Annotated in this window: 15 protein-coding genes; 11 read left to right on the forward strand and 4 right to left on the reverse strand. The window is 34.8% G+C overall.

The window, feature by feature from the left end:
- The first annotated feature begins 4 nt into the window (after positions 1–4).
- Positions 5–667 carry a hypothetical protein gene (locus NSU17_RS10675; protein ID WP_016837923.1) on the forward strand — a complete coding sequence of 221 codons (663 nt, stop codon included), beginning with the start codon at positions 5–7 and terminating at the stop codon, positions 665–667.
- A gap of 211 nt (positions 668–878) precedes the next feature.
- On the opposite strand, the gene NSU17_RS10680 is transcribed toward NSU17_RS10675, so the two are convergent.
- Together NSU17_RS10680 and NSU17_RS10685 are read right to left on the reverse strand one after the other, a co-directional pair.
- Positions 879–1,376, reverse strand: coding sequence for a L,D-transpeptidase family protein (locus tag NSU17_RS10680; RefSeq protein WP_340704994.1), 498 nt, complete (start codon positions 1,374–1,376; stop codon positions 879–881).
- Positions 1,377–1,536: 160 nt separating this feature from the next.
- Entirely contained in the window at positions 1,537–2,559 is a 1,023-nt protein-coding gene (locus tag NSU17_RS10685) for a GGDEF domain-containing protein (RefSeq protein WP_340705504.1), read from the reverse strand.
- A 237-nt stretch (positions 2,560–2,796) separates the two neighbouring features.
- Between NSU17_RS10685 and NSU17_RS10690 the strand changes: the two genes are divergently transcribed.
- Positions 2,797–3,678, forward strand: a complete 882-nt coding sequence (locus tag NSU17_RS10690; protein ID WP_016837920.1) for a DMT family transporter — start codon at positions 2,797–2,799, stop codon at positions 3,676–3,678.
- 19 nt (positions 3,679–3,697) lie between these two features.
- Here NSU17_RS10690 and NSU17_RS10695 read toward each other — a convergent pair whose 3' ends face one another.
- Complete coding sequence (locus NSU17_RS10695; protein WP_016837919.1) at positions 3,698–4,267, reverse strand: YitT family protein; 570 nt, start codon at positions 4,265–4,267, stop codon at positions 3,698–3,700.
- Between the two features lie 238 nt (positions 4,268–4,505).
- Here NSU17_RS10695 and NSU17_RS10700 point away from each other — a divergent pair, with 238 nt between their 5' ends.
- Complete coding sequence (locus NSU17_RS10700) at positions 4,506–5,090, forward strand: hypothetical protein (RefSeq protein ID WP_168412216.1); 585 nt, start codon at positions 4,506–4,508, stop codon at positions 5,088–5,090.
- 119 nt (positions 5,091–5,209) lie between these two features.
- Complete coding sequence (locus tag NSU17_RS10705) at positions 5,210–6,235, forward strand: pirin family protein (protein WP_340704995.1); 1,026 nt, start codon at positions 5,210–5,212, stop codon at positions 6,233–6,235.
- 990 nt (positions 6,236–7,225) lie between these two features.
- Here NSU17_RS10705 and NSU17_RS10710 read toward each other — a convergent pair.
- Entirely contained in the window at positions 7,226–7,786 is a 561-nt protein-coding gene (locus NSU17_RS10710; protein WP_340704996.1) for an FAD-dependent oxidoreductase, read from the reverse strand.
- 164 nt (positions 7,787–7,950) lie between these two features.
- On the opposite strand from NSU17_RS10710, the gene NSU17_RS10715 reads away from it, so the two are divergent.
- From NSU17_RS10715 to NSU17_RS10745, 7 genes are all read left to right on the forward strand, one after another.
- On the forward strand, positions 7,951–8,649 hold the full coding sequence (locus NSU17_RS10715; protein ID WP_016837915.1) for a hypothetical protein: 699 nt from the start codon (positions 7,951–7,953) through the stop codon (positions 8,647–8,649).
- A gap of 62 nt (positions 8,650–8,711) precedes the next feature.
- Positions 8,712–8,954, forward strand: coding sequence for a hypothetical protein (locus tag NSU17_RS10720; protein ID WP_016837914.1), 243 nt, complete (start codon positions 8,712–8,714; stop codon positions 8,952–8,954).
- A 152-nt stretch (positions 8,955–9,106) separates the two neighbouring features.
- Positions 9,107–10,576: an S-layer homology domain-containing protein gene (locus NSU17_RS10725; protein ID WP_016837913.1), complete on the forward strand. Its 1,470-nt coding sequence runs from the start codon at positions 9,107–9,109 to the stop codon at positions 10,574–10,576.
- Between the two features lie 100 nt (positions 10,577–10,676).
- Entirely contained in the window at positions 10,677–11,918 is a 1,242-nt protein-coding gene (locus tag NSU17_RS10730; RefSeq protein ID WP_339287926.1) for a carboxylate--amine ligase, read from the forward strand.
- Positions 11,918–12,616 carry an aspartate/glutamate racemase family protein gene (locus NSU17_RS10735; RefSeq protein ID WP_016837911.1) on the forward strand — a complete coding sequence of 233 codons (699 nt, stop codon included), beginning with the start codon at positions 11,918–11,920 and terminating at the stop codon, positions 12,614–12,616. Before NSU17_RS10730 ends, NSU17_RS10735 begins: the two co-directional genes overlap by 1 nt.
- A 205-nt stretch (positions 12,617–12,821) precedes the next feature.
- Positions 12,822–13,961: a DEAD/DEAH box helicase gene (locus NSU17_RS10740; protein ID WP_016837910.1), complete on the forward strand. Its 1,140-nt coding sequence runs from the start codon at positions 12,822–12,824 to the stop codon at positions 13,959–13,961.
- 10 nt (positions 13,962–13,971) lie between these two features.
- Positions 13,972–15,201, forward strand: a complete 1,230-nt coding sequence (locus NSU17_RS10745) for an aminopeptidase (RefSeq protein ID WP_096552307.1) — start codon at positions 13,972–13,974, stop codon at positions 15,199–15,201.
- Positions 15,202–15,320 lie beyond the last annotated feature (119 nt).

Genomic DNA, 15,320 nt, shown 5'->3' on the forward strand with positions numbered 1-15,320 from the left:
TTGAATGTCTCTCATAATATGCGTGTTGGAAATAGTTTATTTGTTTTTATGGATGGAATCTGGAAACAATATTTTTTTCTTTGTTGCATTAGGAATTTTCCTTTGGTGGATTATTGAAAGGCGAGAGGAAGAAAAACGCTATCAAGAAAAAATCGAAAAGGATACGATTGAAAAGTTGGAACGAATTCCCCATAACCGAAGAGCTGTATCAGAAGATTGTTTATCAGCTATTTTGTTAGACGATTATTCAAAAACGTTTTACTATGTGAAAAGAAAAGATGTTGAGTCTAACTTTAAAAAGAAAAGTTATGCATTTGATGAAATTTATGAGTGTGCCATTAGTGTTAACGATAATATCTATTCTTTAATATCAAAGGGTGGTATTCATGGATGGTCAATATTAAATGATGATGAAGAATTATATAGTGATGATGATGTTGACGAAGAAGATGTTATAAATAAATTAAGTTTAAAATTAATTGTTGATGATTTGTCCAATCCGCTTATTGAATTTGTGTTTTATGAGGACGAGCGAGGCATTGATACTGAATCAGAAGAATTTGAGGAAATTTGGGAAGAATGTAAAAATTGGCATAAGAAATTTAGTATTATCATTAAACGAGATCAGCGAGAAAAGGTAGCGGTAAATAGTTGGGTTCATCATTAATCTTCTCGTCTTTTCCAACAAAAATTACGAGAATGTAAACATGCGTAATCTTGATAATTATGCGTGAATAACAAAGCAATGAGAAACAAAGTAGCTAGAGATTGAAAAACTATAATAGTTTTATACAAGTATTGATAAGCGGGCCACATAATTTAATTATGGTACAAAATAAGGGGACATCTCATCGGTTTTTTTAGACGCCCCCAATGAATTAATAATGAATATATACAGCTGTTCCATTTGGTACAATGCTTGCCAATTCTTCCACGTCTGCATTTAACATCCGAACACAACCCCTTGAAACAGCATAGCCTATTGAACTTGGATCATCCGTTCCGTGAATTCCATAACTTTCTTTGGAAAGAGTTAACCACATTGTACCAAAAGGGCCGCCTGGATTAGGTGCTCTATTAACAATGACAAAATTTCCTGTTGGTGTTTCAAAAAGCATTCGTCCTACAGCAATTGGATAAGTTTTTACTAAGATGCCATTATTATATAAGGATAATGTACGATTATTTATTGAAATATCGATTTCATATGGAATTGTACTTGGATCTTGCAAACCTGGTATATTAATAGGCTGACCGATGTATAACAAATCCGGATTTGTGATTTGAGGATTGTTTTCCAAAAGTACTAGATACTCGATTCGATAATCTCTTGCTATTTGTACAAGGGTCTCACCAGGTCTCACATAATGAATCACAATAACACCTCCAGCCCTTAATAACTAAACACATATTATTCGTACCAGGTATAATCGGTGCTAAAAAATCAAAAAAAGGAAAAAGTACAATAGGAATTGTCGCTAACTCAACAATTGTTGAAGAATAAAAACGACCTGGTATGCAATGTCTACCAGGTCATTATGTTGAGTAAACGAGGCGATCTCTTCCATTTCTTTTCGCATTGTATAAGTTTTGGTCCGCATGATAAATTGTTTCTATTAAATTCATTTCGCCCTTAAATTGTGATAAGCCAATCGAAACTGTGATGTTAACTTTCTCAACGGTGCTATAAGGGAAGGAAGTATATTTAATATCTTTTCGCATGTCCTCCAGTATATTTTTAGCAGTTATCAAATCCGATTCTCCTATATATACAATAAATTCCTCTCCACCGAAGCGACCAACGACTAAATTTTTGCACTCATATTTTCTTAATATTTTAGCCACTTCTACTAATACTTTATCTCCAAATATATGACCATAAGTATCATTTACTTTTTTAAAATGATCAATGTCGATCATCGCTATGTAATGATTTGGCTTTAAAGTATTTACCTTCTCTTCTACTAATTCATAGAACTTTCTTTTATTTACTAGTTTTGTGAGCGGATCTTCATCAGCCATTTTTTCTAGATGACTATTCAAAAATCTGCGTTGTCGATCTTGCATAATGAATGTATATAGAATGATTGAGGTAACAACAATGGAGGATACTCGTAATATTGCTGTGTCTTTAAAAATCTCCCATCCATTCGGCACGATAAATATAATAGGGAAATCTGAAACGAACCAGCATAAAAGAACAATAAATATTTTTTCTATATAGTGTTTTTTGATGTTTGAGCGATGGTGGAAGATAAGGGCGATGAACGTCGGCAATATCATGCCATACAAAATTCCTGGAACCATTCCATCTCCCCCCATGAAGAAGCGCCATGTAGAAGCAATTAATAATGCTGGTATTGCAATCCATCCTTGTAAATATGCTAAAAAGGCTAAAGGAACTAATCGCATATCGACGAAATAGTTTTCATTTAAATGGATTGGTAAATAAAAAAGTACAATTACACAAGTAGAATTTAAAAAGATTGAAATCACTTTCCTATAGAAAGGCGGGATTTTTTTTTGATAATCCCATATGAAGGTCATGGTTAAATGCATTAATAAAATTACAGCTATATTGGAGAGGACAGACTGAATCAAAAGGGGTACATCCTTTCATAATGAACTCAACTTTATAAACCATCCATAATTTTACCACAATGATTATTTAATAAATGCATGTTCTGAAATTTTTCATTATTCTTCAAAAATATAAATATTTAGAAATTAGTACATTTTACATGCTAAAATGGATAAATAATGTTTGATTTTATAAATGTCTTTATGGAGGCGGCTATGAGTAAATATATTGGAGAAATAATGCTTTTTACTACAGCGATTATTTGGGGGAGCGGATTTGTGTTCAGCGCAATTTCGTTAGACTATTTAACCCCTTACCAAATACTAGCTGTTCGATTTTCCGTTGGTGTATTAATTTTAAGTTTTATATTTTATAAGAGGCTGAGAAACATTAAGAAATCGACTCTATTGAGAGGTTTTATATTAGGATTTCTATTATACTTGGCATTTCTATTACAAACGGTTGGCTTACAATATACAACACCGTCAAAAAATGCTTTCATTACTGCTATTAACGTTGTGATAGTCCCCTTTATTGCATTAATTATGGATAAAAGAAAAATCGATAAATTTGAAATGTCCGGAGCGTTCTTAGCCATTATCGGAATTGCTTTTTTATCGTTGCAATTATCAGTGGGGAAAATTAATATAGGTGATTTGCTAACATTGGGATGTGCTTTTGGCTTTGCTTATCAAATTTATTACACTTCCAAATATGTAAAAGATGAAGATCCAATCTTGCTTACCGTTGTGCAAATGGGAGTAGCAGCACTCTTTGCATGGATTTTTGTCATTGGAAAAGGAGAAATCTATTTCTCACTGGAATGGGAAGGTATTTTATCCACATTATATTTAGGAGTATTCTCGACGACACTCGCGTATTGTTTTCAAACGACGGCGCAAAAATATACGAGCGAAACAAAAACTGCAATTATTTTATCAACAGAGGCGTTATGGGGAATGGTTTTCTCTGTTTTGATTTTAAGTGAAGTATTAACTGGAAGAATGATTATTGGAGCAATTTTAATATTATTGGCCATCATTTTAGCAGAAACAAAGCCTGACTTTTTCAAAAGAAAGGCGATGGAGGACATATAAAGAATTTAAGGTAAACCTTTTATCTTTTGCTGGTTACAGCACTAGTTGTGATTCCAACAGTAACAATGGCCATAATTGATAACAGCAAGGTGCTTGCAGATAGTAAAAGCCCTCCGATCAAGACAATAATGGAGTCAATAAATAAAATAATTAATCCAACATTGATTTTTGTTTTGTCGCTGATGAATTGAGCTAGTAAGTCAGTTCCACCAGTGCTTGTGTCATATCTAAGCATTATGCCTATACCAAGCCCCACAAATATCCCACCAATGATTGCAGCAAAAGAGGCTTCTATGTCTAAGAGATAACGAAGGGGCTTGAAAATATCGATAATTACAGAAGAAGTTAGTAAACCGTGAACACTATTGTAAAAATATCGTCTATATTTGAACCATGCCAAAATAAAAATTGGCGTGCTTAACACAATGACCATCAATCCGATTTTGAGGTTAAAAAGATAATGCAAAATAAGGGATAGCCCGATAATCCCACCGTCCAATATTTCATAAGGTGCAAGAAAAAGGTTAATGCCAATTGCCAATAAAATGCTGCCAATCATAATAGCTAGTCCCTTTTGTAAATAGTACATGAACATTCCTCCACATTAGGACATGCACTATTGTATGAAAGGGAAAAAAAGAAAATGATAAATCATGTTGAAAGCAAAAAGACCCTCTATTGCTATGCCTTTAATAACGATATTCATTCGAACAAAGATTTTTTTCAATATAAAGTGCTCCATTTGGAAAAAAATATACGGAACATTACACGAATAATTAACTGCAAATTTAGCATGATAAAGGCATAACAATCTTGGAGGTGTTTTTATGGCTAATAACAATAAACGATTTACTCAAACTGGAACAGATATTGAAGAAGTAAAACGTCAAAATGCACAAGGAAAAAGTAGTTCAACTTTCGGTACTAATCCTCAAAAAGTACGGGAGGAAATAGCTCAAGAAGGTGGTTTTGGAAACCAAACTTTTGCTCAACCAAGTCAACCAGGTAAAACACCAGCTGGAACAAATATTCAACAAGTGAGAGAAGAAATTGCAGAAGAAAGTGGTTTTGCAACTCCAAATAAACCGCAACCAAATCCGACGCCAGCGAAATCACCAGCTGGAACAAATATTCAACAAGTGAGAGAAGAAATTGCAGAGGAAAGCGGTTTTGCAACTCCAAATTCGCAACCAAATCCGACGCCAGTGAAATCACCAGCTGGAACAAATATTCAGCAAGTGAGAGAAGAAATTGCAGAGGAAAGCGGTTTTGCAACTCCAAATTCGCAACCAAATCCGACGCCTGCTAAAACACCGGCTGGAACAAATATTCAACAAGTAAGAGAAGAAATTGCAGAGGAAAGTGGATTCCAACCGCAACAACGTAACAAAAAGAATCAGTCTAATCAATAAAATAAAAAACGCCTCTTCATTTGAGGCGTTTTTCATCATTTTGTACCATATAAAATAATTTATCTAAAACAAAATTTGTTAGTATGGGAATAGTAGGAAAAATTAGTAAGGTGATTTTTATGGAAAAACGAAAAATTATTGGTTTACAAAAATTAGGAACGCAATGGACTACAGAAAGCCCTTTTATTTTAACCGTATATCACAAAGATCATTATCCACCAGGCAACGATGAACAAGGGGTAGACAAAGAGAGGTTAGCAGGAAGAAACTTAGGGGAAGATTTTGAATTAAAAGATGGATTTCGTATGTATCATGGAAAATCAGTTCCGGGATTTCCCGCTCATCCCCATAAAGGATTTGAAACAGTAACGATTGTTCTTCAAGGTGTTGTTGATCATTTTGATTCTAAAGGTTGTTTTGGTCGCTATGCTAGCGGCGATGTTCAATGGCTAACGACGGGCAAGGGGTGCCAACATTCAGAAATGTTTCCGCTTGTGAATAGAGAACAGTCGAATCCACTTGAATTGTTTCAAATTTGGTTAAACCTAGACCGAAATGGAAAAAAGGCAGAACCGGAATATCGAATGTTTTGGAAAGAAGATATACCTGTAATTGAGAATCTTAACAATGGCAACAAAACAACAGTAAAAATTATTGCGGGTGAAATGTACGGCATCAAAGCATTAGAGCCAAATTTAGCTTCATGGGCAAGAGAAGAGTCGCATCATGTAGGAATTTATTTGATACATATGGCACCAGGAGCAACATTTACACTGCCTAAAGTATCAAGTACTATTAACAGGAACTTATATTTTTACGAAGGCAATACAATTCAAATTGAAGGGGCAACAATTCAAGCTTCTTACCGTTGTAAACTTGTTGGAGATGAAGAAATTGTTATCCACAACGGTAATACAAACAGCTCCTTACTCCTTTTAGAAGGAGAACCTATAAATGAACCGATTGCCCAATATGGCCCGTTTGTAATGAATAAAAAAGAAGAGATTTATGCCACTTTTGCCGAATATAATAAGACAAAATTTGGAGGCTGGAAATGGGATAGACCGGATCCCGTTAACGAAAGGAATGCGGGCAGGTTTGCCCAATTCGCTGATGGCACTATAGAAAAGCCTAAAGAGGAATAGAGAAAGGGTTTCCTGTTGGCGTTATAGCCTTTACAGGAAACCCTCTATCTATACATCAAGTTTTGCGGAAGTACCAATATGGTTGAGTATCGTTGGCTAATATATGGATGAAGTTGACTAATATCGTGCTCCGAATGGCTAATAAATTCCCGAGAATGACTAATATCCGCAAACTGGAAGCCCAAAATTTTTTCGTTGGCTAATATATGGCTGAACTTGACTAATATCATGTTCCGAATGGCTAATAAATTCCCGAGAATGACTAATATCCGCAAACTGGAAGCCCAAAATTTTTTCGTTGGCTAATATATGGATGAACTTGACTAATATCATGTTCCGAATGACTAATAAGTTTCCGAGAATGACTAATATCCGCAAACTGGAAGCCCAAAATTTTCCCGTTGGCTAATATATGGATGAACTTGACTAATATCGTGCTCCAAATGGCTAATAAATTCCCGCGAATGACTAATATCCGCAAACTGGAAGCCCAAAATTTTTTCGTTGGCTAATATATGGATGAAGTTGACTAATATCGTGCTCCGAATGGCTAATAAATTCCCGAGAATGACTAATATCCGCAAACTGGAAGCCCAAAATTTTTTCGTTGGCTAATATATGGATGAACTTGACTAATATCATGTTCCGAATGACTAATAAGTTTCCGAGAATGACTAATATCCGCAAACTGGAAGCCCAAAATTTTCCCGTTGGCTAATATATGGCTGAACTTGACTAATATCGTGCTCCGAATGGCTAATAAATTCCCGCGAATGACTAATATCCGCAGATAGGCAGATTAATAAAATTACATATAAACTAGTAGAAAAAAGAGGAGCCTAGAAAACTTTCCAGACTCCTCCACTTCTACATCATCATAATATGATCTTTGCTTATGTGTAGAAACCAGTTTCCACAATTTTTATTGCAAGGGGACTGTCTAAACATCAATTTTTAGACAGCCTCTTTAACTTAAAGGGTTCTTTAAACTTATTTCAAAACATCATGATCAACATAACGTTCGCTGTTTAATTCGCTAATGACGTTGATTGCCACTTTTGCACCGTCGCCAGCAGTGATGATTGTATGGACACTCACACCTGCACAAGTACCTGCAGCCCAAATCCCTTCTACATTTGTTCTGCCTTCATTGTCCACATCAAAAATTGTTTTAACTCTTGGCTCAGTGCCAGGTTTTGTTGCTAATCCAACACTTTCAGCTAAGTCTGTTAAAAATCCAGTTGCAAGGATGATATGTTTCGCTTCCACTTCACCATTCTCATATTGCAATTTAAATCCTTTGTCTGTTTTGGAAATACCAGTTACTTTTGCTTCGATTAGTTCAGCACCATAGTTTTTCGCTTGTTCAATTCCCGTTTTCACTAATTCTGGACCTGTTATTTCTTTAACGCCGTAGTGATTGTAAAGCATTGCGCGTTTTGTAACACCTTGGTCGCTATCTAAAATAACTGTTTTTTTACCTGCCTTTGCAGTAAAAATTGTAGCACTTCCTCCAGCTGGTCCTGCACCGATAATGGCTACATCATACATTACAAGATACCTCCTTTTCTATATTTATCATTCTATCAAAATACAAGCATACTCTCTAAAAATTTGTCTATTTTTTCAAAAAATAGAGGGATTGTTTGAAATTTAATTTTTTGAGTATTACGATTTTATTGTCAACACTTATATGGTTTTTGGAGGGGATAGTAGTGGCAAGTTTGTTGTCAATTGATTGGGACTATTTTATTTCCGCTGAAAATCAAGAAATTACTTCAAGTGTTGAAAATAAAAGAACTATTCATGACTTATGGTACAAAAAATACTTCCAATACAAATCTTTTGGGAAAGATTTTGAAAAGTCTTTTTTTCTTTCAAAAGATGTCGATCAATTCTGGAATAAAATTAAACAAATTTTCCGATGGGATCAGCAAGTGAGAATATATGTGTCAGATTCTCATGCGTTATCTTACAAAATTGCAGAAAAATTTGAAGTCGATGAAGTATATCTATTTGATGCTCATTCTGACTTAGGCTATGGAGGACTTGCTTCCTTACAATTTAACGTTAACTGTGCAAATTGGCTTGGAAAACTTTTGCAAAATCGAATAATTCAAAAAGCATATATTATTTACAGTCCTTTTACAAAAGAAAAACCAGAATTTTTTAATGAAATTAATAAAGCTTTTAATATTCAATATTTGAAGTTTGAAGATTTATATGAAGGAATTAAAACGAATGTTATTCATATTTGTCGTTCGGGAGCATGGACTCCACCTTGGTTTGATGGGAAATTTGTAGAATTCGTAAGAGCAATTGGCTTGCCTTATAAAGTGTATCAATGTCCAATTAGAAAATGGAATCCAAATAATGTGACATTTGCTGAAAAATTGGATTATTTAATGGCGTGACGTTGATTTTGAATAAAGAAGCACAATCAACACATACTACAAAAAAGGAGTGTGTTGTTGATATGAAAAAAGAATCGCTTCCAGAATCAAAAAAGAGATTTGCTGAAATGCCTTATGAAGAAAAACCCGACCGCGTACCATCAGATAATATCAGCCTTTTTGATTTGCATGAAGACATGCAAACGGTGGACGCGATAGCGGTGGACGAATTAAATAAACGGGTAAAAGCTGAAGGAGATGAACTTTTAGAAGAAGTGTTTCGAAAAGAATCTCCTGATGAGAAAGAACATTTTGATAATGCATAGATGCAGTGGCAAACTGCATCTTTTTTATTTACTTTAAAATCTCCATAGTAAAGATTACTACCTTTTAACTTTGTATAAAAATTTACAGAAATCACAATCTTTTAATCTTATAATAGAGTCAGACGGGGACTTTGAAAGGGGAAAAGATATTAATGAAACATTTTATCATTCTACTTCATACATTGGTTCTGTGTGGATTATTAATTTTAAGTCCTATAAATGTCCATGCAGAGAAAGTATTTATAGATACAGATGTGTTTAATGATCATTATGAAAGCACGAATTATTTAAATCAGTTAAACGTTTATGATTATATAGAAGGGAATCAATTTTATCCTAATCAAAGTATATCCAGAAGCGATGTTGCAAAAGTAATACATACATTATTCAAAGACCAGTTAAAGAAAATTAGGGATTATGAGGAGCAACCATTTATTGATGTGTTATCAACGAATCCTTACTATGAATCTATTATTTGGTCTTATGAAGTAGGAATTTTTGATGGAGATCATGGTCGTTTTAAAGGAGAGGAATCATTAAATCGAGCTCAATTAGCAAAAATACTAGTCAATACATTTAATTTACAATCTTCTAGTAAGACTCCATCATTTATTGACGTTCCTGAAGGACATTGGGCATATGACTATATTTATACATTATACGGACTAGGAATTACGAAAGGAAGCAACGGCTACTTTATGCCAAATCAACCTGTAACAAATGGCCAATTTGCTAGTTTCATTTATCGAACAATGCAAGTTACAGGATTAGATGAAATTTTAGCCTCCAAAGAACCTAAATTTAAAGAAAAAAAGCAACTAGCAAGTAAAAATGTATTAGCAACTTTCCCGTCAGAGTACGATTTTGTTTGGAATCAGATCGGAAAAAACGAACAGTTAGAGCTGGAGGGAGTCAATGAAAAAAATGAAGTTGTTGGTTTCTACAGCACAATTATAGGAAAGGAGTTATTTGACATTACAATTGGAGAAAGTGATAAAGAGGACGTCTTACGGCTTTATGGGAAAGGGATTGAAGCAATATTAAAAAATAATACGCCTTATATTTTAGCAAAAGATGATGGACATGCAATCTACTTAATTGAAGGTAAATATGTTACTTTCTTTTTTGATCAATTCCAAAGTGATGTAGTGAGATCAATACTTTGGATAGAAGAAGAATACGAGATGAAAAAAGAAGGTTTTTATGGTAATTATCGCGTGGAAGCTCGTCAAGAAGGCTTTGAAAATTTAATGGTTGAGCTAATGAATCAAGCGCGGGTCATTTTTGGAGTACCACCGCTAAAAAGCGCACAACAATATAGGGAAACGGCGAGAAAACATAGTATGGATATGGTCAAAAATCATTTCTTTTCTCATACAGGTAGCGACGGAAAAAATGCTCTAGAGCGAATGCTTGCTGACGGTATGAATTTTATCCATGGTGGAGGAGAAAACTTAGCAGCAGGTGCATATAACACGATTTATGCTCATGAAGCGTTAATGAATAGTAAAGGGCATCGGGAAAACATTTTATTTAAGCAATATACACACGCTTTTACGGGGGTAGCCTTTGATGGCACAAGGCCGTATTGGACAATCAACTTCTTTATTGCAAACGAATGATATTAGTTAGGTTTTACCTATCCAAATAATTGATTTTGATACCATTTCGTGCTACTTTCATTTTAGTCAAGAAATTTGTCTGTAAAAATAAAAAGTAAAGATGAAGAGAGATGAAGAAGCAATGAATCAACCGTTTTTACCTGTATTATGTGGTTCAGATATGAATGCCTATGGAATGGCACGCGCCTTCCATGAAGCATATGGAATAAAATCAATCGTAGTGGGACGCTCTCACTTAACAGCAACACAGGACAGCAAAATCATTATCTTTGAACAAGTGGACAATTTTAATAAGCAAGAAGCCTTTTTACCAGCATTAGAGAACATTGCAGAAAAATATAAAGATATAAAACTATTGCTTCTTGCTTGCGGAGACGATTATGCAAAATTAATCATTAAAAATAAGCCTGAATTGCAAAAGCACTTTATTGTACCATATATTGATGAATCTTTAATGGATCAAATCTTATTAAAAGAAAACTTTTATAAAATGTGCGATAAATATGGCTTTAAATATCCAAAAACAACGATTATTAGCTATGAAAATTATAAAGAGTTTGAAATTCCATTCGATTATCCAATTATCATCAAAGCATCTAATTCTGTAGCCTATTGGGCATGTTCTTTCCCGGGAAAGAAAAAGGTATTTGTTGCCCACGATGAAAAAGAAAAAAATGCTATATTAGATGCTATTTACAGCTCTACTTATAAAGATCATTTAATTATTCAAGAGTTCATTCCTGGCGACGACTCTTATATGCGCGTTTTAAATGCTTATGTAGGAAAAGACGGGAAAGTCAAATTAATGTGTTTAGGCAATCCGATTTTAGAGGAGCATTCACCTGAAGGGATTGGCAGTTACGCAGCGATCATTACTACATACGATAAGGAATTAATGGATCGTGTACGTCATTTCCTTGAAGATATCGGATATACGGGCTTTGCCAATTTCGATATGAAATTAGATCCGAGAACTGGAGAATACAATTTATTTGAAATTAATTTGCGAAATGGACGTTCAAGTTATTTTGTAACAGCTGCTGGATATAATCTTATGAAATATGTTGCGGATGATCATGTGTTTAATATTAAACAAGAGTTAACATATGCCGATAACAAACATTTATGGCTTGTTATTCCTAAAGGCGTATTATTTAAATATACTACAAATGAAAAATTAAAAATTGAAGCGAAAAAATTAATTCGAGAAGGCAAATGGACAAACTCCCTATATTATTCATATGATATGAATGCAAAACGTTGGATGAAACTAACATTAAATAAATTAAATTATTACCGAAAATATAAAAAATACTTTAATAAAAAAGGTTTGGCAGAATAATGAAAAAAACTTTAGGAATTATTGGCGGCGTTGGCCCACTTGCAACGATGTTTCTTGGGGAAACAATCGTCCGCCTAACAAAGGCAACATCAGATCAAGAACACATTCATACGATTATTGACAATGATACATCAATTCCGGATCGTACAGCCTTTATTTTAGGTAAATCCAATCGAAATCCAGTACCCATTATTATTCAAGATGCGAAAAAGTTAGCAGAATATGGTGCTGATTTAGTATGTATACCATGCAACACAGCGCATACATTTTATGATGAAATACAACAAGGTTCGCCTATACCTGTTATTCATATGATTAAGGAAACAGCGAAACAGGCACGAAAACTTGAAGCGAAGAAAGTAGCAATATTAGCAACGGATGGCACCATTCAATCAAATGTTTATCAAGAGGCGCTGATTGAAGAGGGGATAGAGCCAGTCATTCCAGATGAAAATACCCAAAAACTCGTCATGTCCATTATTTATGATGATGTAAAATCGGGTAAAGAAGTTACGAGAGAACGGTGGAATGAAGTGGAAGATGCAGTTGTTGCGCTCAATTGTGACTACATTATTTTAGGATGTACAGAGTTGTCCGTTGTAAATAAAAACTTGCAATTAGGAAGTCGTTACATAGACTCATTAATCGTACTTGCAGAAACAGCAATTCGTAGCTGTGGATATGAAGTAAAAAAATAAAATGAACAGAAAGAATTCGCTTATATGAAGGCAGCCTCAATTGGGGAGGCTATAACTAGTACTTAAGCGAATTCTTTTTTCGTGAACGCTAATAAGGTTGCTATTTATTTATAAATAACTTGAACACTTTAGGAAAGAATGGATGTAACAACGGTTGATATTTTCCGAAATGTGGTAAAATAAATTTGGGAAGGTGGGAATGCTGATGTCAGCTATCAATTTATTGAATGAATCATTGCAAAAAAAGTGGAAATTTGAAACAACAATGAAAGTACAAGAGCAAATGATTCCAGCGATGTTGGAGGGAAAAGATATTGTTGCCGAATCTCCAACGGGATCAGGGAAAACATTAGCTTATGTATTACCTATATTAAATAAAGTGGACGGTTCAAAAAAAAGCACGCAAGCTTTAATCGTCGCACCTTCTCAAGAATTGGCTATGCAAATTGTAGAAGTGATTCGAGAATGGATTGTTGGAACAGATATTACCGTCCAACAGCTCATTGGTGGAGCGAATATGGCTCGCCAAATTGAGAAACTAAAGAAAAAACCGACCATCGTTGTAGGGACACCGGGTCGATTAAATGAATTAGTAAGAGCGAATAAATTAAAATTGAGAGAAATCGAAATCGTTGTATTAGATGAATGTGATCAATTATTGAGCAGAGATTATCGGGTCATCGTGAAATCCTTTATTGAAGGAGCATCTCCAAACCGACAAGTCGTTCTTGTTTCAGCGACGATAACTGATGAGATTCGGTTAGTTGCTAGCAGAATGATGAAAGATCCTATCAACATTCAAATTAAACCGGAAGATATGGTAAAAGTGGGGAAAGTCGTTCACTCCTTTGTGAAAGTGGATGAGCGAGAAAAAACGGATGTGTTAAGAAGACTCGCAAATATGGAAGGGGTACGAGGCCTTGCTTTTATCAATAATTTGGATCAATTATTATTAAAAGAAGTGAAATTAAAATATAAAGATGCAAAAGTAGTATCCCTTCATGCAGATATGAATAAAGAAGAGCGCAAAAAATCTTTGGATAATTTCCGTAAAGGTGAAGCCCGCATTTTGCTCGCAACAGATTTAGCCGCAAGAGGATTAGATATTGAAGGGCTTACTCATGTGATTCATGTTGATTTGCCTCATACAGTTGAACAATATTTGCACCGTTCTGGACGTACTGGCCGAGCGGGTGCTGATGGAGAAGTGATAACGCTTCTTTCATATAAGGATGAAAAAAATTATAAAAAATTATTAAGAGAAGTAGGACAAAAACCTGTGCAAAAGATAATTTATAAAGGTCAATTAATTGAAGGGAATTCAAAAACCATCGCTAAAAAGTGAGGGAAAGTTTATGACATTTGAAGAAAAATTAGAACAATATGCGGAATTGGCTGTCAAAGTCGGTGTAAACATTCAAAAAGGGCAATATTTATTAATTAATACAACGACAGATACATTAGATTTTACTAAAATCGTTGTGAAAAAAGCGTACGAAGCGGGAGCAGGAAGAGTACATGTCAATTTGTCTGACCAAGAAATTACCCGTGCTTTTTATGAATATGGAGCGGAAGATGAATTTAGCAAGTTTCCAAAATGGATTGTTGCACAGCGGGATGAATGTATTGAACGGAAAGGGGCTATTCTTTGGATTGACGCAGAAGATCCTGATTTGTTAAGCGGGATTCCAGCGCGTCGCATTACTGCTCAGCAAAAAGCTAGTGGAGAGGCGCTCGTGAATTATCGAAAAGCAATTATGAACGATGATATTGCTTGGTCAATTATAGCTGTGCCTTCAAAAAAATGGGCTGCAAAAGTATTTCCAGACTTACCGGAAGACGAACAAATGAAGGCGCTCTGGGAAGCAATTTTTAAAACCGTTCGCATCGGTGAAGGAGATGCAGTTGAAAATTGGCGCAAACATCTTGCCGAGTTGGAACATCGAGCAAAACAATTAAACAGTAAAAAATATGCGAAGTTACACTATAAAGCACCTGGTACGGATTTAACAATTGAACTTCCTGAAAAGCATGTATGGTGCACTGGTTCAAGCAAAACGCCAGAAGGAGTTACATTTATTGCGAATATGCCGACTGAAGAAGTGTATACTCTCCCATCAAAATTTGGGGTTAACGGTTATGTAAGCAATACGAAGCCTCTCGTTTATCAAGGAAATATTATCGATAAATTTACACTCACATTCGAAAACGGAAAAATTGTAAAGGCAGACGCTAAGCATGGCAATGAATTGTTGCAGGAGTTAATTCAAACAGATGAAGGTGCTGCATATTTAGGGGAAGTGGCATTAGTCCCACATGAATCTCCAATTTCAAAGTCAGGCATTTTATATTACAATACGCTTTTTGATGAAAATGCCTCCAATCATTTAGCGATTGGGGAAGCCTATCCAACTTGTTACGAAGGTGGACGGGAATTAGAAGAAGGGCAATTAGAATCGCTCGGAATTAATGTTTCAGTTACCCATGAGGATTTCATGATTGGCAGTGCTGAGATGGATATTGATGGCATTTTGCCAGATGGAACTAGAGAACCGATATTTAGAAAAGGGAATTGGGCGTTTTAATTTCGGTTTGACCACATCTTTTCTCTATGAGAGATGTGGTTTTTTTATTTGGAATAAAGTTTTTCAGGTTGAGGATGAAAATTTTTGTTTAACGAAGTTGCAAGTATTAATACGAAAAT

The sequence above is a fragment of the Ureibacillus sp. FSL K6-2830 genome, from assembly GCF_038004145.1.
Lineage (GTDB): Bacteria > Bacillota > Bacilli > Bacillales_A > Planococcaceae > Ureibacillus > Ureibacillus thermosphaericus.

Coding starts and splice junctions, on each gene's coding strand:
- NSU17_RS10700 (WP_168412216.1), top strand. CDS start 4,506: ATGGCTAATAACAATAAACGATTTACTCAAACTGGAACAGATATTGAA.
- NSU17_RS10735 (WP_016837911.1), top strand. CDS start 11,918: ATGAAAAAAACTTTAGGAATTATTGGCGGCGTTGGCCCACTTGCAACG.
- NSU17_RS10710 (WP_340704996.1), bottom strand. CDS start 7,786: ATGTATGATGTAGCCATTATCGGTGCAGGACCAGCTGGAGGAAGTGCT.
- NSU17_RS10705 (WP_340704995.1), top strand. CDS start 5,210: ATGGAAAAACGAAAAATTATTGGTTTACAAAAATTAGGAACGCAATGG.
- NSU17_RS10745 (WP_096552307.1), top strand. CDS start 13,972: ATGACATTTGAAGAAAAATTAGAACAATATGCGGAATTGGCTGTCAAA.
- NSU17_RS10720 (WP_016837914.1), top strand. CDS start 8,712: ATGAAAAAAGAATCGCTTCCAGAATCAAAAAAGAGATTTGCTGAAATG.
- NSU17_RS10695 (WP_016837919.1), bottom strand. CDS start 4,267: ATGTACTATTTACAAAAGGGACTAGCTATTATGATTGGCAGCATTTTA.
- NSU17_RS10675 (WP_016837923.1), top strand. CDS start 5: ATGTCTCTCATAATATGCGTGTTGGAAATAGTTTATTTGTTTTTATGG.
- NSU17_RS10730 (WP_339287926.1), top strand. CDS start 10,677: ATGAAGAGAGATGAAGAAGCAATGAATCAACCGTTTTTACCTGTATTA.
- NSU17_RS10685 (WP_340705504.1), bottom strand. CDS start 2,559: ATGCATTTAACCATGACCTTCATATGGGATTATCAAAAAAAAATCCCG.
- NSU17_RS10690 (WP_016837920.1), top strand. CDS start 2,797: ATGAGTAAATATATTGGAGAAATAATGCTTTTTACTACAGCGATTATT.
- NSU17_RS10740 (WP_016837910.1), top strand. CDS start 12,822: ATGTCAGCTATCAATTTATTGAATGAATCATTGCAAAAAAAGTGGAAA.
- NSU17_RS10725 (WP_016837913.1), top strand. CDS start 9,107: ATGAAACATTTTATCATTCTACTTCATACATTGGTTCTGTGTGGATTA.